Here is a 23,006-nt window from a genome sequence, read left to right as displayed (position 1 = left end):
GCTCAGCCCAGCAGCTGGGCGACGGTGTAGATGACCAGCCCGGCCAGGCCGCCGACGACGGTGCCGTTGATCCGGATGAACTGCAGGTCGCGCCCGACCTGCAGCTCGATCCGCCGGCTGGTCTCCTCGGTGTCCCAGCGGGCGACCGTGCTGCCCACGACGTCGGCCAGGTCGCCGGAGAACCGCTCGACCAGGTAGCCGGCCACCCGGCGGGACTGCCGCTGCACCTGCTCGCGCACGGTGGGGTCGGTCTGCAGCAGCCGGGCGCCGTCGCGGATCAGCGATGCCACGCGGGACCGCAGCTCCGAGTCGGGGTCGGCGGCCGCGGCGAGGAAGGCGTTCTTCGCGTTGGTCCACAGCGAGCCCGACCAGGCGCGGATGGCCGGGTGCTCGAGGAGGTCCTTCTTGAACTCCTCGACCCGCGCCGCGGTCGCCGGGTCGGTGCGCAGCGCGTGCACGTAGGCGCGCAGCCGGGCGTCGTAGACGCGGCGCAGCTCGTGGTGCCGGTCGTCGCCGACTTCCTCCAGGAACTGCTGGACGCCGGTGAACGCGCGGTTGAACACCCGGTCGTCGACCCAGTCGGGCACCCACGCGGGTGAGGCGTCGCCGAGCTGGGCGCGGAAGACGACGCGGTTCTCCTCCAGGAAGCGGGCCATGAACCGCAGCGCGGCCGACAGCACCTCCTGGTGCCGGTCGCCGTCGACCACCAGCTCCAGCACCCGCGCGAGCACCGGCGCGGCCGGCGTCTCGTGCAGCTTGCGGTCCACCAGGCCGGCGACGGCCGGCTGCAGGTCCTCGTCGCGGAGCAGGTCGGTCAGCCCGGACAGCGCGGCGGCGGCGTCACCGGCCAGCCGCTCCGCGCGGCCGGGGGCGGCCAGGAAGGCGCCGAGCCGGCCGGGGACGTCGATGGTGGCCAGCTTCTCCTCGACGACGGCGCGGGTCAGGAAGTTCTCCTGCACGAAGGTGCCCAGGCTGGCGCCGATCTGGTCCTTCTTCCGCGGGATGATCGCGGTGTGCGGGATCGGCAGCCGCAGCGGGTGCCGGAACAGCGCGGTCACGGCGAACCAGTCGGCCAGCGCCCCGACCATCGAGGCCTCGGCGGTGGCCCGCACGTAGCCCACCCATGCGCCGGCCTCGGACCCGATCAGCACGCAGGCCAGGAAGACGGCCGCGGCCAGCAGGAACAGGCCGGTGGCCAGCCGCTTCATGCGGGCCAGTGCGCGGGCCCGTTCCGGATCGTCGAGGGAGCCCGCGAGCGGCGCGGTCGGTCGGGGTGCCGGCACTCGACGAGCCTAGGCACCCCGCGTGCCGCGCCGCTGCCCGGTCAGTTCGCGGCGGTCCCGAGCGTGACGGCCACCGTGGTGGTCTCGCCGTCGCGCCGGACGGTGAGGGTGATGTCGTCGCCGGGGGCGGCGCTGCGCACCGCGGCGGTGAGCTCGGTCGAGGTGGTGATCGGCCGGTCGCCGACGGCGGTGATCACGTCGCCGGTGCGCAGCCCGGCGTCGGCGGCGGGGGAGTCGGACTGCACCTGCATCACCTGGGCGCCGGTGCCGATCTCCGCGTTGGCGTCGTCGGCCGCCGTCCGGGTGCTGACGCCCAGGTAGGCGGTGTCGGCGGTGCCGTCGGCGATGATCTCCTCCGCGATCCGCTGGGCGGTGTTGCTCGGGATCGCGAAGCCGACGCCGATGTTGCCGCTCTGGGACGACGAGCCGGGGGCGCCGGAGGCGACCGAGGCGATCGCGGTGTTGATGCCGATCACCTGGCCGGCCGCGTCGACCAGGGCGCCGCCGGAGTTCCCGGGGTTGATCGCCGCGTCGGTCTGCAGCGCGTCGATGACGGTGGCGTCGCCCTCGGTGGAGCCGGTGGCCACCGCGCGGTCGGTGGCGCTGATGATGCCGTTGGTCACGGTGTCCGAGAGCCCGAGCGGGGCGCCGATGGCCACGGCGAGGTCGCCGACCTGCACGTCGTCGGAGTCGGCGAACGTGGCCGGGATCAGGCCGCTGGCGCCGTCCAGCTTCAGCACGGCGAGGTCGGAGACCGGGTCGGTGCCCACGACCTCGGCGTCGTAGACGGTGCCGTCCGCCGTGCGCACCTGGACGGTCGCGGTGTCGGTGCTGCTGTCGAGGGTGACGACGTGGTTGTTGGTGACCACGTAGCCGTCCTCGGTGAGGACGACGCCGGAGCCGCTGCCCGAGCCGCCGGGCGAGGTGACGTAGACGGTGACCACGCTCGGCGTGGCCTTGGCGGCCGCGGCGGTGACCGCGGTGGCGTTCTCGGGGTCGGTGATGGTGACGTTCTGCGCCGCGACGGGGGTCGTGCCGCCGCCGAGGCCGGTGCCGTCGGCCAGGGCGACCACGCCGGCTCCGGCGCCACCGCCGATGAGGGCGCCGGCCAGCAGGCCGGCCACCCCGATCCGCACCCGGCCCGACCGCCGCCGGGCCGGGGCCGGCGGCGGCACCTGCGCGTGGGGGCCGGCGGCGTGCCAGACGGGCGGCGCCGGCGGCGTCGGCCGGGCCCAGAGCGGGGGCACGCCCTGCGTGCCCTGGGGGCCGGTGCTGCCGTGGGGGGTGGCGCCCGCGGGACCCTGCTCGGTCATCTGTGGTTCCTCCTCCGGTGGGCGGCCGACTGCCGCCTTCCTGGGGACGACGATCGGCGGGCACCCTCGGGCGCGGCTGCAGGCTGCCTGTGAGGTGCCTGGACGCCGGAGGACACGCCACGGTGCGTGTGCAAGTGGCCGCGGAGTGGGTAGGGGAGGGCTTCGAGCCACCGCTCCGGCGGTGCCCGTCCCTCCTCGTCCGGCCTGCTCCCCGGAGGCTGTCCCGTGCGCATCCACGGCCTCGTCCCCCGCCTCCTCGTGGGCCTCGCCCTGCTCGTCGGCGGAGGGCTGGCCCTCGTCGGCGGGCTCTCGCTGCGGCCGGCCGGGCTGCTCGCGATCGGCCTGGCCGCCGCGGTCACCGGCGCCCTCGCCGCGGGCATCGCCCGCGAGGGCAACGATCACGACCTGCGGGCCACCGTCGAAGCGGCCTGGCAGGCGGCCGCGTGCACCGTGGCGGTGCTGCTGGTGCTGTGCGGCACGTCGGCCGTCGGCGGAGCCCTGCTGACGGTGGTGGTGGGCTGCGTCGGCGCGGTGGCGGCGCTGGTCGTGTGGTGGGTCCGCTCGGCGGCCCGCCCGGCCGGCGGGCCGGCGCGTCCGGCGCCGGTCCAGGACCGGCCGGCCGGCCGTGCCGACTCCGTCTCCTTCCTCGCGCCGGTGCGGGTGCTCTCCACCGAGGACCTCGGCCGCGAGTGGCTGCGGACGTCGGTCGCGCTGTCCTCGTCGCTGGACCCCTCCGCCCGCCAGACGATCGTGCGACGGCGGCAGGAGACCCTCGACGAGCTGGAGCGGCGGGACCCGGTCGGCTTCGCCCGGTGGCTGGCCGCCGGGCCGCTGCCCGGAGCCGATCCGGCGCGCTACCTCGACGGCAACGCCGCCAGCGACGCGGCCTGAGGCCCGCTCAGCCGCGGGTCGGGCCGAAGACGGTCTCGGTCTCGATGTTCAGGACGATCTCGCAGTCGCAGAACACGGCGTAGGAGTCGAACGCCTCGTTCAGCTGGCCGACGTCGACGTCGTGCTCCCGGGCCCACGCGACGGTCGCCCGGCGGGTGTGGTCGCACCCCTCGTCGGTGACCGCCTGGTCGACGGCGTCGAGCAGGTCCTCCAGCTGGTCCCGGTCGATCGGCATGAGCGCGCTCTGCGCGGCGTGCTGCTCGCGGGCGTGGGCGTCCACCAGTCGCTTGCGCCGGGCCTTCTCGTCCTTCGAGATCACGGCCGGAGCATCCGGCCTGCTGGAAGGGCTGTCCACCCGGCCGCCGGCGGGTCTATCGTGCGTCCCGGGCGAGCCTCACGCCCAACCCCAGACCGGTTCTCCACGCGGGTCGGCGCCGCGGGGCAAAGGGGACTCCGAGAGCCTCGGGGCGCTGCAGGGCCGGCACGTCTCCCTTCGGATCGATGCCACGGCTGCTGCGGCGCACGGTGCGTGGAGCCGTCGCCGCGGGCGCAGCCGGGAGAGTCCGACCATGACCACGGCCAAGCAGCTCAAGGCGCGGGTGCGCGCGCGGATGGCCCGGACCGGCGAGCGCTACGCCGTCGCCCGGGCCCACGTCGTCGGCGGCGCGGCCGGCACCGGTCCCGTCGTCGACGGGGGGTGGACCCTGCGCGGTGGCACCGATCCGGACACCGCGGCGCTGGCCAACGTGCTCGCCCACCGCGCGGTCACCGGTCCCGGCGGCCCGTTGAGCGAGCCGCTGCTGTTCCTCGTCGGCGGCGGGCTCGGCGCCGGCTACATCCTCTGGGAGTTCGCCCACGACGACAGCCGGGTGGTCACCCTCGGGTTCACCCACTCCTGGCAGTACTTCGACCGGCGGCTGGCGACCATGGTCGACCGGCTCGGCCTGGACGTCGCCTGGTCGCGGACGGGCGGCGCCGAGGGAGCGGCCCGGGCGCTGGCCTCGACGCTGGCCGCCGGGGACCCGGCGATCGTCTGGCCGGACCGCTACCACCTCGGGTACTGGAACCTGCCGGCGTTCCTCGACGGGCACGGCGGCGACCCGGTGGTCGCCTACGCCGCCGCCGGTGGGCGGGTGCACGTCGACGACCGCACGCTGGCGCCGCTGACCGTGGCGGTCGCGGACCTGGACCGGGCGCGGGCCCGGGTGGGCAGCTACCGCAACACGATGCTCGTCGTCCGGAGCGCGGACGCCGTCGTCCCCGGCGACCGGCTGCGCGCCGCCGTGCGCGCCGGGCTCGAGGCCGGCGTCGACCACCTCGGCGGGACGTCGACCTCCTTCGCGCTGCCGGCCTGGCGGAAGTGGGCGCGGCTGCTGGTCGACCCGCGGGCCGCGAAGGGGTGGCCGACGGTCTTCGCCGACCGGCGCGGGCTGCTGGGAGCCCTGGCCAGCGTGTGGGAGGGCGTCGAGCCGGCCGGGATGTCCGGCGGGCACCTGCGCGGGCTGTTCGCCGACGGGCTCGAGCAGGCCGCCGCCGTGCTCGACGAGCCGGACCTGGCCGCGGAGGCGCCGCGGTGGCGGGAGATCGCCGAGCTGTGGCACGCCCTCGCGGAGACGGCGCTGCCGGACGACGTCCCGGCGGTCGCCCGGCTGCGGGAGCTCACCGCGACGGTCACCGGAGCGGTCGCCGAGGGCGACGTGAGTGCCGCTGAGCGGGCGGCCGCCGCCGGGGAGCTGTGGCGGCTGCGGGCCGAGCACGCCGGGGCGCCGCCGCTGGACGAGGAGCGCCTCGCGGCGGTGCTGACCGGCATGAGCAGTCGGCTGATGGCGATCCACGACGCGGAGGCGGCGGCGGTGGCCCGTCTCGGAGCGGTCCTGGGCCGGCGATGAGTTTCCTCCGCTCCGGCCGTCCACCCTCCGACGACGACGCAGGAGGAACCACGTGACCCAGCTGGTGCGAGTCCAGAACTTCACCGTCTCGAGCGACGGCTTCGGCGCGGGTGAGGGGCAGAGCCTGGAGCGGCCGTTCGGCCACGCCGACCCGGGCGTGCTGATGGCCTGGGCCCTCGCCACGGCCAGCTTCCCCAACCGCAGCGCCCCCGGCGGGAGCCGCGGCCTGGACGACTACTTCACGCGCGACTTCTCCCACGGCATCGGCGCGGAGATCATGGGACGCAACAAGTTCAGCCCGCACCGTGGGCCGTGGCAGGACCACGAGTGGCGCGGCTGGTGGGGGGAGGAGCCGCCGTTCCACACGCCCGTCTTCGTGATGACCCACCACGAGCGGCCGTCGTTCACGCTCGCCGACACCACGTTCCACTTCGTCAGCGGGACGCCGGCGGAGGTGCTCGGGCAGGCGAAGGAGGCGGCCGGGGAGAAGGACGTCCGGCTCGGCGGCGGGGCGACGAGCATCCGCCAGTTCCTCGACGCGGACCTGGTCGACACCCTGCACGTGGCGGTGGCGCCGGTGGAGCTCGGGACGGGCACGCGGCTCTGGGAGTCACCCGACGAGCTGCGCGACCGCTTCCACGTGGACGTCGTCCCGAGCAGCAGCGGGGTCACGCACCACCTGTTCTGGCGGAAGTGACGCGAGACGTTCCTGCGTGAACGTCTCGCATGCGAAACGTTCCCGCGGGAACGCCGTCGCGCTCGGGTCGGGCAGCGGCTGCCGGCCCGGGCCGACGATGTCCTCCTCGCGCTGTCCCTATCCTTGCCCCGGGACGTCGTCCCGTGCCGACGTGGCGCAACTGGCAGCGCACCCGACTTGTAATCGGGCGGTTGGGGGTTCGAGTCCCCCCGTCGGCTCCCTGGCGGGCTCGCCTCAGTCGAAGCTGCCGGCCCCGTCGCGGCGGTAGGGCGAGAGCCGCTCGACCCGGGCCCGCTCGGCACGCTCCTCCCGGAGCCGGGCCGCCGTGCCCGACGGGTACCCGGCCTTGGCCACCCGGTGCTCGGTGGTCTCCACCATGAAGGCCACGGAGTAGAGCAGGCCGACCAGCAGGCCCCCGAACGCGACGGTGAGACGGTAGGAGAGCGGCACCGGCACGAGCAGGCAGGCCACCACCAGCGGCGACATCTGCACCAGCGCCCGCAGCACGTGCCGGCGCACCCAGCCCGGGCGCGTGGTGTCCGACAGCACCCAGGGCGCGTACCGCTCCGGCAGGCCGCCGCCGAGGGCGTACCAGAGCCACCGGCCGACGCCCGGTCGGACCGCCGGCGCGGAGGAGGACCGCTGCGTGCGCACGCCTCGACGGTAGGCCTCCGGAAGGCGTTGCCGCAGCGGCCCGGAGGCGAGCAGACTGCGCGGCGCAGGCGTGCGTCGGTGAGCCCCCGGGAGGCCCCGTGCAGATCAGCCAGGTGCTCCGTCGCAAGGGGGCCGAGGTGGCCACCGTCGACCGCGGGACGAGCGTGCGCGCCGCGCTCGAGGTGCTCGCCCGGAAGGGGATCGGGGCGCTGGTCGTCTCGCCCGACGGGCGCGCCATCGAGGGCATCGTCTCGGAGCGGGACGTCGTCCGCGCGCTCGACGCCCGGGGCGCGGGGCTGCTCGCCGAACCGGTCGAGGCGCTCATGACCGCCGAGGTGCGCACCTGCGTGCCCACCGCTTCGGTGCACGACCTGGCGCGCACGATGACCGACCACCGCATCCGGCACGTGCCCGTGGTCGACGAGGCCGGGCTGCTGCTCGGCATCGTCTCCATCGGCGACGTCGTCAAGGCCCGGCTGGACGAGCTCGAGGAGGAACGGGCCCAGCTGGTCGACTACATCCAGACGGCCTGACCGCCCGGCGTACCGTCGCCTCCCGTGGGCGAGCGGCAGCTGGGAGTGGTGTCCGGGCTGTCGGCCTACCTGCTGTGGGGCGTGTTCCCCCTGTACTTCCGGCTGCTCGAGCCCGCCGGCGGGCTGGAGATCGTCGCCCACCGGGTGATCTGGTCGCTGGTCTTCGTCGGGCTGCTGCTCACCGCGATCCGCCGCTGGCAGGCGGTGCCGGCGGCGGTCACCGACCGGCGCACGCTCCTGGTGCTGGCCGGGGCCTCGCTGCTGATCGCGGTGAACTGGCTGGTCTTCGTCTACGGCGTGAACGCCGGGCACGTCGTGGAGACCTCGCTCGGGTACTTCATCAACCCCCTGGTCAGCGTGCTGCTCGGCGTCGTCTTCTTCAGCGAGCGGCTGCGCCCGCTGCAGTGGGTGGCGGTCGGCATCGCCGCGGTCGCCGTGATCGTGCTGACCGTCGACTACGGCCGCCCGCCGTGGATCGCGCTCGCCCTGGCCGGCAGCTTCGGCTTGTACGGGCTCATGAAGAAGCTGGTGCGGGTCGAGGCCGCGCCCGGCCTCTTCGTCGAGACGGCGCTGATGGTGGTGCCGGCGGTCGGCGTGCTGCTCGTGCTGCACGGCCGCGGCGAGGGCACCTTCGGCAACGTCGGCACCGGACACCTGCTCCTGCTGCTGAGCACGGGCGTCGCCACCGCGATCCCGCTGCTGCTCTTCGCCGCCGCCACGCGCCGCATCCCGCTGTCCACCGTCGGCCTGCTGCAGTACGTGACGCCGCTGATGCAGCTGGGCCTCGGCGTCTTCGTCTTCCACGAGCCCATGCCGCCCGCGCGGCTGGCCGGCTTCGTCATCGTCTGGGTCGCGCTGGCCGTCTTCACCGCCGACAGCATCCGGACGGCGCGCTCGGCGGCCCGCCGCGCCGCCGCTGCGCCCGTCGTCGCGCCGGTCTGAGCACGACCCGCTGCGCCGGGGCGAGGTTGTCGGTGCCCGGGGCTACGGTCGACCCAGCGCGCCGGCACGCGAGCGCGCGGTACGACGAAGGACGTCCGATGGAACCCGAACGAGCCTCCGCGGTCTCCCCGCCGGGGGGCGAGTCGGTCGCGGGAGCACCCGCACCCGAGCTCACCCGCCGCGAGCACGAGATGCTGGCCTTCGAGCGGCAGTGGTGGCGCCACGCCGGCGCCAAGGAGACGGCGATCCGCGAGCAGTTCGGCCTCGCGCCGACCCGCTACTACCAGGCACTGAACGCGCTGGTCGACCGGCCTGCGGCACTGGCCGCCGACCCCCTCCTGGTCCGCCGGCTGCGCCGGCTGCGCGCCGCGCGCGGGCAGCGGCGACAGGCCAGCCTCCTGGGCAAGGACACCTGAGCCGTTTAGATTTGGTCACCGTGGGCAGGCACGCCGCGCCAGGCGGTGACGTACCGGACCGGGGGACCCCTCCGGTCCAGCAGGGTCGTCGCCGGACGGACGCCGCGGACGCCGTGCCGCCGGGCGGTCTCCCGGCCGACGCGGATCTGAGCGACCACCCCACGACGCCGGGGCGCAGCCGCGCCGACCGGCGCCGTGACGGGCTGCTCGAGGCCGGGATCGACCCCGGCCGACGGCCGCCCCGCGTGCCCCGGCCCGCCCCGACGGCCGGCCGCGGCCGCCCGGCCGAGCCGGCCCCGCCGAGCCGGCCGCGCGCCACCACCCCGCCGGCGGTGGCTCCCGTCCACACCGGCCCGCGCACCGCCGTCGCGCCGTTCCCGGCGGTGCCCGCCCCGGGGCTCACCGAGCACCCCTCAGCGCCGCTGCCCGACGTCGCGCCGCCGGCCGGGCCGCGCACCAGCATCGCGCCGTTCCAGGCGGTGCCCGCGCCCGCCCCGACCGAGCACCCCTCGGCTCCGCTGCCCGACGTCGCGGCCGGCTTTCCGCTGACCGCGCCCGCCGACGCCCCCGACCCGACCCGCGAGCGGTCCGCCGGCGGCACGGGCTGGGACAGCGGGTGGCGCGAGGAGCCACGAGCCGCAGCCGCGGACGCGCTCTGGTCCGCCGCTCCGCCGGCGCCGGCCCCCGCGCCCGCCGGCCCGGCCGCCCACCCCGCCTACGTCGACTGGACCCGCCCGTCGGGCCCGGACGCCGCACCGGCTCCCGCCACCACCGCCATCCCCGACCGCGAGGTCAACCGCGGCCGGCAGCGCCGGTCCGAACCCGTGCCGCCGACCGCGGCGATCGTCGAGGACGAGCCGGAGTCCCTCGACCGGCTCGCGCCCGCCACCGGCGAGAACGCCCCGGCCGGGCCGACCACCGGGGGTACCGGCGTGGTCGGGAGCCGCGCCGCCGACCGCGCCGAGCGGCAGGCCGCCGACGCCGAGCGCCGCCGGGTGGCCAAGAAGAACGGCGTCCGCCTGCCGCGGATCACCGACGACGAGGACGAGCAGCCCCGCCGCCCCCGCCGGCGCGCCCTCGCCGTGCTCGCGGTGGTGCTCGTCGCGCTCGCCGTCCTCGGCGTCTACTCCTTCACCTCGCCGGCCACGCAGGAGGCCTCCGACGGCCGCGCCGCGGCCGCGCCGACCACCAGCGCGGCTCCCGCGCCGCCCACCGCGGCCCTCCCGCCCCTGACCGTCGACCCGCTGCCGCCGGTGGACACCGCGCCGGCCGCCCCCGTCCGCGTCCCGGTGACCGTGCTCAACGCCACCTCGGTCACCGGCCTGGCCGCCGACGTCGCCGAGGCGGTCGGCACGCAGGGCTGGACGTCGGCCGGCGTGGGCGCCTACGAGGGCGGCGACGTGCCGGTGACCACCGTGTTCTTCACCGCCGGGAACGAGGAGCAGCGCCAGTCCGCGCTGCAGATGGTCGACGCCTTCCCGGGCCTGGTCGCCGGTCCGGCCGAGCGGTTCTTCGAGGTCCCCGGGGTGAGCGACCCCGGTCTGGTGGTCGTCGCCGCGGGCGACTGGCGCCCCTGAGCGACCTGCTCGCCGGAGCGCGGAACACGGTCGGGCGTCCGTCCGTTGGGCGCTGCGTGCGCCGCCCTCTCCGCGGGCTCGTCCGTCTCCGCCCGCGCTCCGGCGCCCGCGCGACGTCCGCTGCCCTGCTCGCCCTGCTGCTCGCCGGTGGCCTGACCGTCTCGCTGCCCGCCGCGCCCGCGGCGGCCGCCGAGGACGTCGCCACCGAGGACGCCCGCGTGCCCTCCGGCACCGGGGCCGACGCCGTCGAGCTGGACACCACGGTGTACGTGCCCGAGTCGGCCACCGCCGACAGCCCGGCGCCGGCCGTCGTCCTGGCGCACGGCTTCGGCGGCAGCAAGGACTCCGTCGCCGACGACGCCCGCGACCTCGCGGAGCGCGGTTTCGTGGTGCTCACGTACTCCGCGCGCGGGTTCGGCGCCAGCACCGGCCTGATCGGCCTGGACGACCCCCGCTACGAGGTCGCCGACCTGTCCACGCTGCTCGACCGGCTGGCCGAGCGCGACGACGTCCTCCTCGACGGGGACGGCGACCCCCGGGTCGGCGTCGCCGGCGGCTCGTACGGCGGCGCGCTGGCGCTGCTCGGCGCGGCCTACGACGACCGGGTCGACGCGATCGCCCCGCAGATCACCTGGAACTCGCTGACCAGCGCGCTGTTCCCCGACTCGACGGGCACCGTCGACGACGGCACCCCGGCGGCCACCCCGCTGGACAGCGACACCGGCGTCTTCAAGCAGATGTGGGCCGGCCTGTTCTTCGGGGTCGGCTCGGTGCCGACCGGCGGCCTGCTGGCCGCGCTCGGCGGGGGCGGGGGTGCCGGCGGCGGCTCGAACGGCGACCGGCCGGCGTTCGACCCGGCGTCGCTGGACCCGGAGACCGTCGAGCAGGCGCTGGCCTGCGGCAGGTTCCGCCCGGAGATCTGCGCGGCCTACCAGGACGCCGCGACCACCGGCACGCTCACGCCCGAGGTCGCCGAGATCCTCGACCGCAACAGCCCGGCCGGCGTCCTCGACCGGATCTCCGCCCCCACGCTGCTGGTGCAGGGCACCCAGGACTCGCTGTTCGGCCTCGGCCACGCCGACGCCAACGCCCGCGGCATCGCCGCGAACGGCACGCCGGTCCGCGTCGTCTGGTACGCCGGCGGGCACGACGGGCAGGCCTCCGACCGGGTCACCGCCGACCTCCGCGAGCAGGTCGCCGGCTGGTTCTCCTGGTACCTGCGCGACGAGGACGACCCCGAGCGCGGCACCGACCCCGGCACCGGCTTCGAGTTCCCGGCGCCGACCGGGCTGGGCGGCGGCTCCGGGCTGTCGGTGCAGGGCGGCTCGCAGACCGTCGTCGCCGCCGCCTACCCGGGGCTGGACGGCGAGGACGCCGCCGAGCGCCGCACGGTCGCCGTCGCCGGCCCCACCCAGCCGGTGGTGACGCCGGCCGGCGGAGCACCCGCGGCGATCACCACCGTGCCCGGGCTCGGCGCCCTGACCTCCGCCCTGGGCGGCACGACGATCGAGATCCCCGGCCAGTTCGCCGTCTTCGACAGCCGGCCGCTGGACGGCGCCGTCGAGGTGGTCGGCGCACCGACCGTCGACCTCGCCGTCGCCTCGCCGACCGGCACCGCGACGCTGTTCGCCAAGCTCTACGACGTCGGCCCCGACGGGTCCATGACGCTGCCCTCGGGCCTGGTCGCCCCCGTCAGCCTGACCGGCGTCTCCACCGACGTCGCCGCCCCGACGACGGTGCCGGTGACCCTGCCGGCGATCGTGCACCGGTTCGAGGCCGGCCACACCATGCGGATCGTCGTCTCCACCACCGACCAGGCGTTCGCGCTGCCCGACGAGCCGACGATCTACTCCGTCGCGCTGGCCGACGGCGACGGCGCGGTGCTGGCCGTCCCCGAGGTCGCGGCCGGCCCGCAGTCCGAGGGCAGCGTCTCCCGCTGGTGGGTGCTGCTGGCCGTGGTCGTGGGCCTGGGCCTGCTCGGCTGGCTGGCCGCGGTCCTGTGGGGCCGCCGGCGGCGGCGCCGGGTGTCGGAGGTCGAGCCCGACGGCGAGGACGTGCCGCTGCGCTTCGAGGGGGTGACCAAGGCGTACAAGGACGGCTTCGTCGCCGTCCGGGACCTCTCGTTCGAGGTCCGCCGCGGCCAGGTGCTCGGCCTGCTCGGCCCGAACGGGGCGGGCAAGACCACCTCGCTGCGGATGCTCATGGGTCTCATCCGGCCGACCTCCGGGCGGATCAGCATCTTCGGGCACGCCGCCGGCCCGGGCGCGCCGGTGCTGTCCCGGCTCGGCTCGTTCGTGGAGGGCACCGGCCTGCAGCCGCACCTGTCCGGCCGCGACAACCTGCGGCTGTACTGGGCGGCCACCGGCCGGCCGGCCGAGGACGCGCACATGGAGGAGGCGATCGAGGTCGCCGGCCTCGGTGCGGCGATCGACCGTCCCGTGCGCCGCTACAGCCAGGGCATGCGCCAGCGGGTGGCGATCGCCCAGGCCATGCTCGGCCTGCCCGACCTGCTGGTGCTCGACGAGCCGACCAACGGGCTGGACCCGCCGCAGATCCACGCCATGCGCGAGGTGCTGCGGTCCTACGCCGCGACCGGCCGGACGGTGATCGTCTCCAGCCACCTGCTCAGCGAGATCGAGCAGACCTGCAGCCACGTCGTCGTCATGGCCAAGGGGCAGAAGATCGCCCAGGGCACGGTCGAGGAGATCGTCGGCACCGGCGGCTCGGTGCTGGTCGGGCTGACCGACGAGGCCGAGACCGAGCGCGCGGTGCAGGTGCTGTCCGGGCTGCCCGGCGTCGCCGCCGAGCGCACCGACGAGGGCCTGGTCGCCGACCTCGGTCCGGAGACCAGCCGTGCCACCGCGCTGCAGGCGCTGGTCGAGGCCGGCGTCGGTGTCGACCAGTTCACGCCGCGGCGGCGGCTCGAGGACGCCTTCCTGGCGCTGGTGGGGGAGTCGTGAGAACGACGGGCGAGGGAGCATCGCAGGGAGCGCCAGCCACCGAGGAGCGGATCGAGTCCGGAGTCGAACCGATGAGCGTGAGCACGACGAACGAGCACGTGCAGGCGACCGGCGCGGTCGCGGGCTACCGGCCCGAGCGGACCCTGCGGCTGTCGGTGGAGCTGCGCCGGCAGTTCAAGCGGCGCCGCACGCTGGGCGTGCTCGTGCTGATGATCGCCCTGCCGCTGGTGCTCATCGCGGCGCTGCAGCTGGGCGCCAGCGAGAACGCCCAGCAGAACAGCCGGCTCAACCTGGTCGACGTCGCGACGGCGAGCGGGCTGAACTTCACGCTGTTCGTGCTCTTCGCGACCACGAGCTTCTTCCTCGTAGTGGTGTTCGCGCTGTTCTTCGGCGACACCGTGGCGGTCGAGGCCCAGTGGGGGTCGCTGCGCTACGCGCTGGCCACCCCGATCCCGCGGATGCGGCTGCTCCGGCAGAAGTGGCTGGCCGCGCTGGTGCTCTCGGTCGGGGCGCTGGTGCTCGTGGTGGTCGTCGCGCTGGTCGCCGGGGGCATCGCGTTCGGCTTCGAGGCGATCCAGACGCCGATCGGGGTGACCCTCCCGCAGGGCGAGGGGCTGCTGCGGCTGGCCGGGATGGTCGGCTACCTCGCCGTCCACCTGCTCGTCGTCGGCACGCTGGCGTTCTGGCTGTCCACGGTCACCGACGCGCCGCTGGCCGCCGTCGGCGGGGCGGTGTTCACGATGTTCGTGTTCGCGATCCTCGACCAGGTGGAGCAGCTCGGCGGGATCCGGGACTGGTTCCCGACCGCCGAGGAGTTCGCCTGGACCGACCTGCTGCAGACGCCGGTCGACTCCGGGGACCTCTTCCGCGGCGTCATCCAGTCGCTGGTCTACGCCGTCGTCTTCACCGCGCTGGGCTTCCGGCACTTCGCCCGCCGGGACGTCACCAGCTGAGCTGATCGGAGTGCCACGGGCGCGGAAACCGCGCCGTGGCACTCCGATCAGAGCGAGGCGAGGACCGCCTCGGCCCAGCCGTCGCCCATGGCGGCCCCGGCCACGGTGACGTTGGGGACGGCGGCCAGCCGCTCGGCCATGCCGTCGACGCGCGCGCCGTTGGCCGGCACCCACAGCCGCCCGACGGCGGGCGCCATCTCCAGGTCGCTGACGCTGTCGCCGATGGCCACCGCGTCCTCCGGGTCCAGGCCCCGCCGCTGCAGGTCCCAGGCGATGGCCGCGCCCTTGTCGATGCCGCGCGGCATGAGGTGGTAGACCCGCGCCGGGCCGCCCGGCTCCAGCCCCATGCGGGGGGAGTACGGGATCGCGCCGTTGTCCTTGAGCGTCAGCCAGCCGTGGCCGAGCTCGGCCAGCTCGGCGTCGACGGCGAGGGTGTCGACCCGCCCGCGCAGCAGCGCGTCGGTGCGGTGGGTGGCGTGCCAGGGCGCGTGCCACTCCAGCTGGCCCGGGTGGCGGGCGAACAGCTCGTCGAGGACCCCGAGCTCGGTCATCACCGACACCGGCTCCCGCCCCGCGTACCGGGCCGGCAGGTCGCCGGTGAGCTCGTGGGTGTCCCGGCCGCCGTTCCAGCCGACCAGCGCGCCCAGCTCGGCGATGGCGCCGTCGGCGGCGAAGATCCGGGCGGCCTCGGCCACCTGCTCGTAGGTGCGGCCGCTGACCAGCACCAGGGGCACCCCGGCGCGGTGCAGCGCGAACAGGGCGGCCGCCGGGCCCTCGGTCAGCTCCCGGTCGGAGGTGTGCCAGAACGACCCCCGCCAGCCCACCATCGTGCCGTCGAGGTCGGTGTAGACGATGCGCGCAGCCACGCGCGCATCCTGACCGTCCGGTGGGCGCTCCCGGCGCGCGGGTACAGTTCCCCCCGTTCCACTCATCCAGAGGGGCAGAGGGACACGGCCCGACGAAGCCCCGGCAACCGCCCCCCGCAGTCGCGGGGCGGCAGGTGCCAATTCCGTCCCGCGCGGCTCGACGGCCCGACGCGGGGAAGATGAGGAGGTAGTCGTCGCATGACCCTGACCGCTCCCGGTTCCGCCCAGGCCGACTCCAGCGCCGGCGGCCCCGTTCCCCCCTGTCCCGCCCGCGGGCTGGTCTGCCGCAACTGCGGCGCCACCTTCGGCCTGGTCGCCGAGCACGCCTGTGCCGAGTGCTTCGGCCCGCTGGAGGTCGACTACGACCCCGAGCTGATGGCCGCGGTGACCCGCGAGCAGATCGAGGCCGGTCCGCAGAACATCTGGCGCTACGCCGCCCTGCTCCCGGTGGGCCAGGACCCGGCCGACCGGGTGAGCCTCGACCCGGGCATGACGCCGCTGGTCCGCGCCGACCGGCTGGCCGCCGAGCTCGGCATCACCGGTGGGCTGTGGGTCAAGGACGACTCGGCCAACCCCACCCACTCGTTCAAGGACCGCGTGGTCAGCCTGGCGGCCACCGCCGCCAAGGGGCTGGGCTACGCCAAGATCGCCGCGGCCTCGACCGGCAACCTGGCCAACTCCGTGGCCGCGCACGCCGCCCGCGTCGGCCTGCCCTCCTACGTCTTCATCCCCGCCGACCTGGAGCCGGGCAAGGTCGTGCAGTCGGCGGTCTACGGCCAGACGCTGGTCGCCGTCGAGGGTTCCTACGACGACGTCAACCGGCTGACCAGCGAGCTCGCCGAGACCGACGAGTTCGAGGACACCGCCTTCGTCAACCAGAACGTGCGGCCGTACTACGCCGAGGGCTCCAAGACCATGGGTTACGAGATCGCCGAGCAGCTCGGCTGGCGGATCCCGGCCCAGGTCGTGATCCCCATGGCCTCGGGCTCGCTGCTCACCAAGGTGGACAAGGCGTTCCGCGAGCTCGCCACCGCGGGCATCGTCGAGGCCACCGAGTGGACGATCTTCGGTGCGCAGTCGGCCGGGTGCGACCCGATCGCCACCGCGTTCGACAACGGCTGGGACGTCGTCAAGCCGGTGAAGCCGACCGGCATCGCCAAGTCGCTGAACATCGGCAACCCCGCCGACGGCCCGTACGCGCTCGACGCGATCCGGCGCACCGGCGGCTCGGTGGGCCGGGTGGGCGACGAGGAGATCGTCCAGGGCATCCGCGACCTGGCCCGCACCACCGGCGTCTTCGCCGAGACCGCCGGCGGGGTGACCGTCGCGGTGCTGCGCCAGCTGGTCGCCGACGGCCGCCTGGACCCGGCCAAGGAGACCGTCGTCCTCAACACGGGGGAGGGGCTGAAGACCCTCGACCCGCTGGAGCCGGTGGTCGGCCCGACGCACACCGTGGAGCCCTCGCTGCGGTCGGTTCGACAGGCGGGGCTCATCGCCTGAGGGCTAGGCTGGTCACCTGACCGGGTGAGGGAACGAGATCGTCCCTCCCTCCGGGTATCGGTCGTGCATCGACCTGGTGTGTTCGATGTCTCCTTGTTGTACGTTCTCGCGCGGTTCGAGTTCCACGTTCGTGTCCGACGGGCGGAAGAGCTGGTTCCCGGTCCCCGGCATCACGGGGGCCGTCCGCACGCACGATCGTGGGAGCGCACGTGGCACAGGGCACCGTGAAGTGGTTCAACGCCGAGAAGGGCTTCGGCTTCATCGCCGTCGACGGCGGCCAGGACGTCTTCGTCCACTACTCGGCCATCCAGATGGACGGGTACAAGTCCCTCGACGAGGGGCAGCGGGTGACCTTCGAGGTCGTCCAGGGCGAGAAGGGTCCGCAGGCCGACGGCGTCCGCGTCGCCTGAGTCCAGCGCCCGAGCGCCCCGCCGAGGCCCGGTCCCCCCTGGGGGCCGGGCCTCGGCCGTTTCCGGGAACAGGCCCCGCCGACCCCCCGTTCTTGCACTCGGCAGGGTCGAGTGCCAGACTCGGGATTGGCACTCGACAGTGCCGAGTGCCAATCAGGTCGGAACGGTGAGGCACCGGTCCGCGGGCCGACGGAGTGCCCGCAGGTATCGGTGTCGTCCGTCGCGGGCGCCGAACCCGGCCGTGCAGCGATCCATGCATGGAGGACATCACCACATGGCCAAGATGATCGCCTTCGAGGAAGAGGCGCGCCGCGGCCTCGAGCGGGGCATGAACACCCTCGCCGACGCCGTCAAGGTGACCCTCGGTCCCAAGGGCCGCAACGTCGTGCTCGAGAAGAAGTGGGGCGCTCCCACCATCACCAACGACGGTGTGAGCATCGCCAAGGAGATCGAGCTCGAGGACCCCTGGGAGAAGATCGGCGCCGAGCTGGTCAAGGAGGTCGCGAAGAAGACCGACGACGTCGCGGGTGACGGCACCACCACCGCCACCGTGCTCGCCCAGGCGCTCGTCCGCGAGGGTCTGCGCAACGTCGCCGCCGGCGCCAACCCGATGGCCCTGAAGAAGGGCATCGAGAAGGCCGTCGAGTCGGTCACCAGCTACCTGCTCTCGACCGCCAAGGACGTCGAGACCAAGGAGCAGATCGCCGCCACCGCGTCGATCTCCGCCGCCGACACCGCCATCGGTGAGCTCATCGCCGAGGCGATGGACAAGGTCGGCAAGGAAGGCGTCATCACCGTCGAGGAGAGCAACACCTTCGGCCTCGAGCTCGAGCTCACCGAGGGCATGCGCTTCGACAAGGGCTACATCTCGCCCTACTTCGTCACCGACGCCGAGCGCATGGAGGCCGTCCTCGACGACCCGTACGTGCTCGTCGTCAACTCGAAGATCAGCACCGTCAAGGACCTCCTCCCGCTGCTGGAGAAGGTCATGCAGTCGGGCAAGCCGCTGGCCATCATCGCCGAGGACGTCGAGGGCGAGGCCCTCGCGACCCTGGTCGTGAACAAGATCCGCGGCACCTTCAAGTCCGTCGCCGTCAAGGCCCCGGGCTTCGGCGACCGCCGCAAGGCCATGCTGACCGACATCGCCATCCTCACCGGTGGCCAGGTCATCAGCGAGGAGGTCGGCCTCAAGCTCGACAACGCCGGCCTCGAGCTGCTGGGCCGCGCCCGCAAGGTCGTCGTCACCAAGGACGAGACGACGATCGTCGAGGGCGCCGGTGACACCGACCAGATCGCCGGCCGGGTGAACCAGATCCGCGCCGAGATCGAGAAGTCGGACTCCGACTACGACCGCGAGAAGCTGCAGGAGCGCCTGGCCAAGCTGGCCGGTGGCGTCGCCGTCATCAAGGCCGGCGCCGCGACCGAGGTCGAGCTCAAGGAGCGCAAGCACCGCATCGAGGACGCGGTGCGCAACGCCAAGGCCGCCGTCGAGGAGGGCATCGTCGCCGGTGGTGGCGTCGCCCTGGCGCAGGCCACCACCGTTGCGTTCGAGAAGCTCGAGCTCGAGGGTGACGAGGCCACCGGTGCCAACATCGTGCGCGTCGCGCTCGAGGCCCCGCTGAAGCAGATCGCCGTCAACGCCGGCCTCGAGGGCGGCGTCGTCGCGGAGAAGGTGCGCAACTCCGAGGTGGGTCACGGCCTCAACGCCGCCACCGGCGAGTACGTCGACCTGGTCGCCAACGGGATCATCGACCCCGCCAAGGTGACCCGCTCGGCGCTGCAGAACGCCGCCTCCATCGCGGCGCTCTTCCTCACCACCGAGGCCGTCATCGCCGACAAGCCGGAGAAGAACGCTCCGGCCATGCCGGGGGCCGACGGCGGCATGGGCGGCATGGACTTCTAAGAGGACCACGTCGCCCCCACGGCACGCTCCGCGTGTCGCGGGTCCCTGCGACGCAGCCTTCCAGCAAGTCCCCGGCAGGGGCGGTCCGCGCGAGCGGGCCGCCCCTGTCGGCGTCTTCCGGCCGGTGCGTCGGTCGCGGTCGGCCCGGGTAGGCGGCTGGACGTGGCCGTGATCATCGGGACGTCCGGGTGGCAGTACCGCGACTGGCGCGGGCGCTTCTATCCCCAGCGGCTGCCGCAGCGGCTGTGGCTGGAGCACCACGCCACGTACTTCGCCACGGTGGAGAGCAACAACGCCTTCTACCGGCTGCCCGAGCGCGCCACGTTCGAGGCCTGGCGGCAGCGCACGCCGGAGGACTTCCGGTGGGCGGTCAAGGCCAGCCGGTTCCTCACGCACATCAAGCGGCTGCGCGACCCGGAGGAGCCGGTGGGCCGGCTGATGGAGCGCGCCGCGGGCCTCGGGGAGCGGCTGGACACCGTCCTGCTCCAGCTGCCGCCCACGCTGAAGGCCGATCCCGAGCTGCTGCGCGAGTGCCTGGCCCGGTTCCCGGCGTCGGTGCGGGTGGCGGTCGAGCCGCGGCACGACAGCTGGTGGACCGACGAGGTGCGCGCGCTGCTCGAGCGCTACGGCGCGGCCCTGTGCTGGGCCGACCGGGGCGAGCAGCCGGTGGCCCCGCTGTGGCGCACCGCCGGCTGGGGCTACCTGCGGCTGCACACCGGCGCCGAGGGCTGGGCCTACCGGCCCGAGGCCCTCCAGCAGTGGGCCGACCGGCTGGCCGCGACCTGGGCCGACGACGAGGACGTCCTCGTCTACTTCAACAACGACCCCGGCGGGGCCGCGGTCACCGACGCGGTCGTCTTCGCCGAGGCGGTGCGCCGGGCCGGGCGCACGCCGACGCGGGTGCCCACCGCCGAGCAGGCGTCGGGCGAGGCCTGGCTCAGCTGTCCAGAGCCGCAGGGTCCTCCGCGTGCTCGACGCCGAGCATCGCCGCGGCCTGACCCAGCACCGTCATGACGGCGAGCGTGTCGTCCAGCGGCATCACCGCGCTCTCGAGGCGCCCGGCCTGCAGGCACTCGGTGACCTCGATCAGCTCGTGCGCGTACCCGCCGCCCAGGTGCGGGCGGGTCACCGTCTGCGGCTCGTCGCCGGCGCGGTGCAGCACGATGGTGTCGGGGTGGTGGAACCGCGGGAGGACGTCGATCCAGCCCTCGGTACCCAGCACCCGCGCCGCCCCCGGGCTCGGGTAGCGCAGCGAGGTGGTCAGCGTGGCCGACCGGCCGTCGGCGTAGCCGAGCAGCAGCGCGGCCTCGGCGTCCACGCCGGTGGGGAACAGCGAGCCGGTCGCGGTCACGGTGTCCGGTGTCCCCAGCAGCATCTGGGCGAACGACACGACGTACACGCCGAGGTCCAGCAGGGCGCCGCCGCCCAGCTCCCGGGCGAACAGCCGGTCGGCCGGGTCGTAGACCCGGGAGACGCCGAGGTCGGCCTGCACCGAGCGGACCTCGCCGATGGCGCCGGCCGCGACCAGCTCGCGCAGCGCGACCACCGCCGGCTGGAACCGGGTCCACATCGCCTCCATCGTGAAGACGCCCGCCGCCCGTGCCGTCGCCACGACCTCCGCGGCACCCTCCGGCGTGGCGGTGAACGACTTCTCCACCAGCAGCGCCTTGCCCGCGCGCAGGGCCGCGGTGGCCACCGCGGCGTGCTGCGCGTGCGGGGTGGCGAGGTACAGGACGTCGACGTCCGGGTCGGCCAGGACGTCGGCGTAGGAGCCGTGCGCGCGGCCGATGCCGTGCCGGCGGGCGAAGTCGGTGGCCCGGGCCGCCGACCGCGAGGCCACCGCGGTCACCCGCGCTCCCTCGACGACGGCGAAGTCGCGCACCACGTTCTCCGCGATGCGCCCCGGCCCGACGATGCCCCAGCGGATCTCCCGGCTCATGGGGTGGACGCTAGCGGGGCGCCCCGGAGCCACCACCGGGCACACTGGCGCGGTGGCCCTGCTGATCGACAGCCCGGTGTGGCCGTGGCGCGGGCGGCGGTGGTCGCACCTGGTCAGCGACGTCTCCTACGACGAGCTGCACGCCTTCGTGGCCGCGGAGCTCGGCATCCCGCGCCGGGCGTTCCAGGGCGACCACTACGACGTCCCCGAGGACCTCTACGACGTCGCCGTGGCCGCCGGGGCGGAGCCGGTCGGCGCGCGCGAGCTGCTCAGCCGGCTGATGGCGGCGGGGCTGCGGCGCCGGAGGCCCCGCCCGCCCGCTGCCGCAGGAGGGCCAGCTCCGCGGTGAGGTTGGCCCGGGCGGCGGCCGTCCAGTCGCGGGCCGGCCCGGGCAGCCGGTACAGCGCCGGCAGGGCGAGCAGGTGCTCGAGCACCGCCGTCCGCCCGGCGGTGAAGACCTCGTCGGAGAGGTGGCCGTACTCCTCGCGGACGGCGGAGGCGTAGCCGGCGTAGGCCGCCGGCGGGCCGGCCAGCACGGCGAGGTCGGCGTCGCAGAGGACGGCGCCGTTCGCGTCGTCCGGTGCGGGGTCGTGCCCGGCGGTCAGCAGCACCAGCCGCGCCACCTCGGCGATCCGCGCCGGGGGTACCAGGCCGGCCAGCCCGCGCTCGGCGCGCTCGGCGCTGCGCTGCTCGTTGTCGTCGCGGCGGGGGTCGTAGACCACGTCGTGGTACCAGGCGGCGAGGGCGACGGCCTCCGGGTCGGTCGCCGCGCCGGAGAGCTCCCCGACCAGCCCCAGCACCGCGGCCAGGTGCCGCAGGTCGTGGTAGCGGCGGTGCGGCTCGCTCCACGCGGCGACGACGGCGGCCCACTCGTCGCGGGCCGCGGGGGAGTCGCCGGCCAGCCGCGCCCAGGCGGCCGCGCCGACCAGGTCGGTCACGCCACCCCGCAGCGGCGCACCGCGAGCAGCGCGAGGGCGCGGGCCGCGGTGACGACGTCGTCGACCGGCACCCGCTCGGCCGGGCCGTGCGCCAGGTGCAGGTCGCCGGGGCCGTAGTGCAGCGTCGGGATGCCGGCGGCGGCGTAGAGCCGCAGGTCGGTGCCGGCCGCGACGGCCCGCTCGGCCGGCGGGGGCCCGCCGGCGGCGACGACCGCGGCCCGCATGTCGGGCAGCAGCGTCGAGCCCGGCACCAGCTCGCCGCTGGCGAACGAGCCGCCGGTCCACTCCAGCCGCACCGGGTGCGCGGCCAGCCAGGGGTGGCCGGCGCAGAAGGCGGCGATCCGCTGCTCGAGCGCGGCCCGCGCCGTCTCCACCGGCTCGCCCAGCCGCACCCCGTAGCGGCCCTCGGCGACCAGCAGGTCGGGCACCGAGCTGGCCCAGTCCCCGGCCCGGACGGTGCCGATGCTCAGGCCGAACGGATAGGCGGTGCCGGTGAACCGCGGGTCGGCGTCGCGCTGGCGCCCGGCCTCGAACGCCCGCAGGTCGGCGTGCACCTCGGCGAACAGCTCGACCGCGCTGACCCCGCGGTCGCGCATGGCCGCGTGCGCGGCGGCACCGGTCACCGACAGCCGGAAGGTGAGCGCGCCGGCGGCGGCGGTGACGACAGCGCGGTCGGTGGGCTCGGGGATCACGCAGGCGTCGCCGCGGTGACCGCGCGCCAGGGTGGCCCAGGCGCCCAGGCCGCCGTCCTCCTCGCCGACGACGCTGTGCAGCGCCAGGGGCCGGGCCAGGCGCACCCCGGCCGCCCGCACCGCGGCCACGGCACCGAGCGCGGCCACCAGCCCGGCCTTCATGTCGCAGGCACCGCGGCCGTGCAGGTCGCCGCCGGACAGCCGCGGGGTGAACGGATCGGCCGGCCAGAGGGCGCGGTCGCCGGTGGGGACGACGTCGGAGTGCCCGCAGAGCACCAGCGCGGGATCGCCGCCGTCGGCGCCCGGCAGGGTCCCCACGACGCCCCACGCCTCGTCGCGGTCGACCTCCTGCCCGGGCGCGTCCGGGGCGGTCGCCGCGGCCGCCAGGTCGATCGGCCAGCGGTCGACGTCGCAGCCCAGCTCGGTCAGCCAGTCGGCGAGCAGGTGCTGCACCTCGACCTCGGCCGCGGTGCCCCCGACCGAGGGGACGGCGACCAGCCGGCAGAGCCGGTCGACCAGCCGGCCGTCGTCCACGGCGGCCAGGACGCGGGCCTCGACGGCGGTCGGATCGGGCACGGCCGGAGTCTGGCACGCGCCACCTCCGGCGAGCCGCGGCCCCGCGGGGGCCCGTCCGCCGGCCGGGCAGGCTA

At 75.3% G+C, this 23,006-nt stretch carries 22 protein-coding genes, 1 tRNA gene and 1 riboswitch; of the genes, 15 read left to right on the top strand and 8 right to left on the bottom strand.

Annotated elements, in window-relative coordinates; all coding sequences use genetic code 11:
- Nucleotides 1-2 precede the first annotated feature (2 nt).
- Both ACI79R_RS09110 and ACI79R_RS09105 read right to left on the bottom strand, forming a co-directional pair.
- Complete coding sequence (locus tag ACI79R_RS09110; protein ID WP_456573280.1) at nt 3-1,283, bottom strand: DUF445 domain-containing protein; 1,281 nt, start codon at nt 1,281-1,283, stop codon at nt 3-5.
- A gap of 41 nt (nt 1,284-1,324) precedes the next feature.
- A complete protein-coding gene (locus tag ACI79R_RS09105; RefSeq protein WP_456573279.1) occupies nt 1,325-2,596 on the bottom strand; it encodes a S1C family serine protease in 1,272 nt (423 codons plus the stop codon).
- Between the two features lie 225 nt (nt 2,597-2,821).
- Between ACI79R_RS09105 and ACI79R_RS09100 the strand changes: the two genes are divergently transcribed.
- Entirely contained in the window at nt 2,822-3,487 is a 666-nt protein-coding gene (locus ACI79R_RS09100; RefSeq protein ID WP_456573278.1) for a hypothetical protein, read from the top strand.
- A gap of 7 nt (nt 3,488-3,494) precedes the next feature.
- Here the strand turns inward: ACI79R_RS09100 and ACI79R_RS09095 are convergent, their stop codons facing one another.
- Nucleotides 3,495-3,806, bottom strand: a complete 312-nt coding sequence (locus ACI79R_RS09095) for a DUF2695 domain-containing protein (RefSeq protein WP_456573277.1) — start codon at nt 3,804-3,806, stop codon at nt 3,495-3,497.
- A 250-nt stretch (nt 3,807-4,056) separates the two neighbouring features.
- Between ACI79R_RS09095 and ACI79R_RS09090 the strand changes: the two genes are divergently transcribed.
- The 3 genes from ACI79R_RS09090 to ACI79R_RS09080 all read left to right on the top strand — a co-directional run bounded on the left by ACI79R_RS09090 (nt 4,057) and on the right by ACI79R_RS09080 (nt 6,291).
- Nucleotides 4,057-5,376: a BtrH N-terminal domain-containing protein gene (locus ACI79R_RS09090; protein ID WP_456573276.1), complete on the top strand. Its 1,320-nt coding sequence runs from the start codon at nt 4,057-4,059 to the stop codon at nt 5,374-5,376.
- A 52-nt stretch (nt 5,377-5,428) separates the two neighbouring features.
- Nucleotides 5,429-6,073, top strand: a complete 645-nt coding sequence (locus tag ACI79R_RS09085) for a dihydrofolate reductase family protein (protein ID WP_456573275.1) — start codon at nt 5,429-5,431, stop codon at nt 6,071-6,073.
- Nucleotides 6,074-6,218: 145 nt separating this feature from the next.
- Nucleotides 6,219-6,291 (top strand) — tRNA-Thr (locus tag ACI79R_RS09080).
- A 16-nt stretch (nt 6,292-6,307) separates the two neighbouring features.
- Here ACI79R_RS09080 and ACI79R_RS09075 read toward each other — a convergent pair.
- Nucleotides 6,308-6,727: a DUF5313 family protein gene (locus ACI79R_RS09075; RefSeq protein ID WP_456573274.1), complete on the bottom strand. Its 420-nt coding sequence runs from the start codon at nt 6,725-6,727 to the stop codon at nt 6,308-6,310.
- A 98-nt stretch (nt 6,728-6,825) separates the two neighbouring features.
- Here ACI79R_RS09075 and ACI79R_RS09070 point away from each other — a divergent pair, with 98 nt between their 5' ends.
- From ACI79R_RS09070 to ACI79R_RS09045, 6 genes are all read left to right on the top strand, one after another.
- Nucleotides 6,826-7,260 (top strand): CBS domain-containing protein, encoded by a 435-nt coding sequence (locus tag ACI79R_RS09070; RefSeq protein ID WP_456573273.1) that lies wholly within the window; start codon nt 6,826-6,828, stop codon nt 7,258-7,260.
- A 24-nt stretch (nt 7,261-7,284) separates the two neighbouring features.
- Complete coding sequence (rarD, locus tag ACI79R_RS09065) at nt 7,285-8,202, top strand: EamA family transporter RarD (protein ID WP_456573272.1); 918 nt, start codon at nt 7,285-7,287, stop codon at nt 8,200-8,202.
- A 98-nt stretch (nt 8,203-8,300) separates the two neighbouring features.
- Nucleotides 8,301-8,618: a DUF3263 domain-containing protein gene (locus ACI79R_RS09060; RefSeq protein ID WP_456573271.1), complete on the top strand. Its 318-nt coding sequence runs from the start codon at nt 8,301-8,303 to the stop codon at nt 8,616-8,618.
- A gap of 332 nt (nt 8,619-8,950) precedes the next feature.
- Entirely contained in the window at nt 8,951-10,195 is a 1,245-nt protein-coding gene (locus ACI79R_RS09055) for a LytR C-terminal domain-containing protein (RefSeq protein ID WP_456573270.1), read from the top strand.
- 56 nt (nt 10,196-10,251) lie between these two features.
- Entirely contained in the window at nt 10,252-13,155 is a 2,904-nt protein-coding gene (locus tag ACI79R_RS09050; protein WP_456573269.1) for an alpha/beta fold hydrolase, read from the top strand.
- Nucleotides 13,156-13,226: 71 nt separating this feature from the next.
- Nucleotides 13,227-14,108 carry an ABC transporter permease gene (locus ACI79R_RS09045; protein ID WP_456573268.1) on the top strand — a complete coding sequence of 294 codons (882 nt, stop codon included), beginning with the start codon at nt 13,227-13,229 and terminating at the stop codon, nt 14,106-14,108.
- Nucleotides 14,109-14,155: 47 nt separating this feature from the next.
- Here the strand turns inward: ACI79R_RS09045 and ACI79R_RS09040 are convergent, their stop codons facing one another.
- On the bottom strand, nt 14,156-14,974 hold the full coding sequence (locus ACI79R_RS09040) for an HAD hydrolase family protein (RefSeq protein ID WP_456573267.1): 819 nt from the start codon (nt 14,972-14,974) through the stop codon (nt 14,156-14,158).
- A gap of 59 nt (nt 14,975-15,033) precedes the next feature.
- Nucleotides 15,034-15,160: riboswitch (SAM riboswitch) on the top strand.
- A 12-nt stretch (nt 15,161-15,172) separates the two neighbouring features.
- Between ACI79R_RS09040 and thrC the strand changes: the two genes are divergently transcribed.
- From thrC to ACI79R_RS09020, 4 genes are all read left to right on the top strand, one after another.
- Nucleotides 15,173-16,474: a threonine synthase gene (gene thrC, locus ACI79R_RS09035; protein WP_456573266.1), complete on the top strand. Its 1,302-nt coding sequence runs from the start codon at nt 15,173-15,175 to the stop codon at nt 16,472-16,474.
- A 209-nt stretch (nt 16,475-16,683) separates the two neighbouring features.
- Complete coding sequence (locus ACI79R_RS09030; RefSeq protein WP_089405184.1) at nt 16,684-16,884, top strand: cold-shock protein; 201 nt, start codon at nt 16,684-16,686, stop codon at nt 16,882-16,884.
- Nucleotides 16,885-17,158: 274 nt separating this feature from the next.
- On the top strand, nt 17,159-18,787 hold the full coding sequence (gene groL, locus ACI79R_RS09025) for a chaperonin GroEL (RefSeq protein WP_456573265.1): 1,629 nt from the start codon (nt 17,159-17,161) through the stop codon (nt 18,785-18,787).
- A 162-nt stretch (nt 18,788-18,949) separates the two neighbouring features.
- A complete protein-coding gene (locus tag ACI79R_RS09020; RefSeq protein WP_456573264.1) occupies nt 18,950-19,801 on the top strand; it encodes a DUF72 domain-containing protein in 852 nt (283 codons plus the stop codon).
- On the opposite strand, the gene ACI79R_RS09015 is transcribed toward ACI79R_RS09020, so the two are convergent.
- Nucleotides 19,725-20,726: a Gfo/Idh/MocA family protein gene (locus ACI79R_RS09015; protein ID WP_456573263.1), complete on the bottom strand. Its 1,002-nt coding sequence runs from the start codon at nt 20,724-20,726 to the stop codon at nt 19,725-19,727. The two genes, ACI79R_RS09020 and ACI79R_RS09015, sit on opposite strands and share 77 nt — an antisense overlap.
- 52 nt (nt 20,727-20,778) lie before the next feature.
- Between ACI79R_RS09015 and ACI79R_RS09010 the strand changes: the two genes are divergently transcribed.
- Nucleotides 20,779-21,075, top strand: coding sequence for a DUF4031 domain-containing protein (locus tag ACI79R_RS09010; protein ID WP_456573262.1), 297 nt, complete (start codon nt 20,779-20,781; stop codon nt 21,073-21,075).
- Here ACI79R_RS09010 and ACI79R_RS09005 read toward each other — a convergent pair.
- Both ACI79R_RS09005 and ACI79R_RS09000 read right to left on the bottom strand, forming a co-directional pair.
- Nucleotides 20,996-21,664 carry an HD domain-containing protein gene (locus ACI79R_RS09005; RefSeq protein WP_456573261.1) on the bottom strand — a complete coding sequence of 223 codons (669 nt, stop codon included), beginning with the start codon at nt 21,662-21,664 and terminating at the stop codon, nt 20,996-20,998. The genes ACI79R_RS09010 and ACI79R_RS09005 overlap by 80 nt on opposite strands.
- Nucleotides 21,661-22,932: an ArgE/DapE family deacylase gene (locus ACI79R_RS09000; RefSeq protein WP_456573260.1), complete on the bottom strand. Its 1,272-nt coding sequence runs from the start codon at nt 22,930-22,932 to the stop codon at nt 21,661-21,663. The genes ACI79R_RS09005 and ACI79R_RS09000 overlap by 4 nt, the downstream gene beginning before the upstream one ends.
- Nucleotides 22,933-23,006 lie beyond the last annotated feature (74 nt).

This window comes from Blastococcus sp. SYSU D00820 (assembly GCF_054050695.1).
This window is presented reverse-complemented; position numbering and strand designations above follow the sequence as displayed.

What these genes read in the sequence shown, in the direction of transcription:
- groL (WP_456573265.1), top strand. Translation starts at nt 17,159, where the DNA reads ATGGCCAAGATGATCGCCTTCGAGGAAGAGGCGCGCCGCGGCCTCGAG.
- thrC (WP_456573266.1), top strand. Translation starts at nt 15,173, where the DNA reads ATGACCCTGACCGCTCCCGGTTCCGCCCAGGCCGACTCCAGCGCCGGC.
- ACI79R_RS09090 (WP_456573276.1), top strand. Translation starts at nt 4,057, where the DNA reads ATGACCACGGCCAAGCAGCTCAAGGCGCGGGTGCGCGCGCGGATGGCC.
- ACI79R_RS09015 (WP_456573263.1), bottom strand. Translation starts at nt 20,726, where the DNA reads ATGAGCCGGGAGATCCGCTGGGGCATCGTCGGGCCGGGGCGCATCGCG.
- ACI79R_RS09060 (WP_456573271.1), top strand. Translation starts at nt 8,301, where the DNA reads ATGGAACCCGAACGAGCCTCCGCGGTCTCCCCGCCGGGGGGCGAGTCG.
- ACI79R_RS09105 (WP_456573279.1), bottom strand. Translation starts at nt 2,596, where the DNA reads ATGACCGAGCAGGGTCCCGCGGGCGCCACCCCCCACGGCAGCACCGGC.
- ACI79R_RS09045 (WP_456573268.1), top strand. Translation starts at nt 13,227, where the DNA reads ATGAGCGTGAGCACGACGAACGAGCACGTGCAGGCGACCGGCGCGGTC.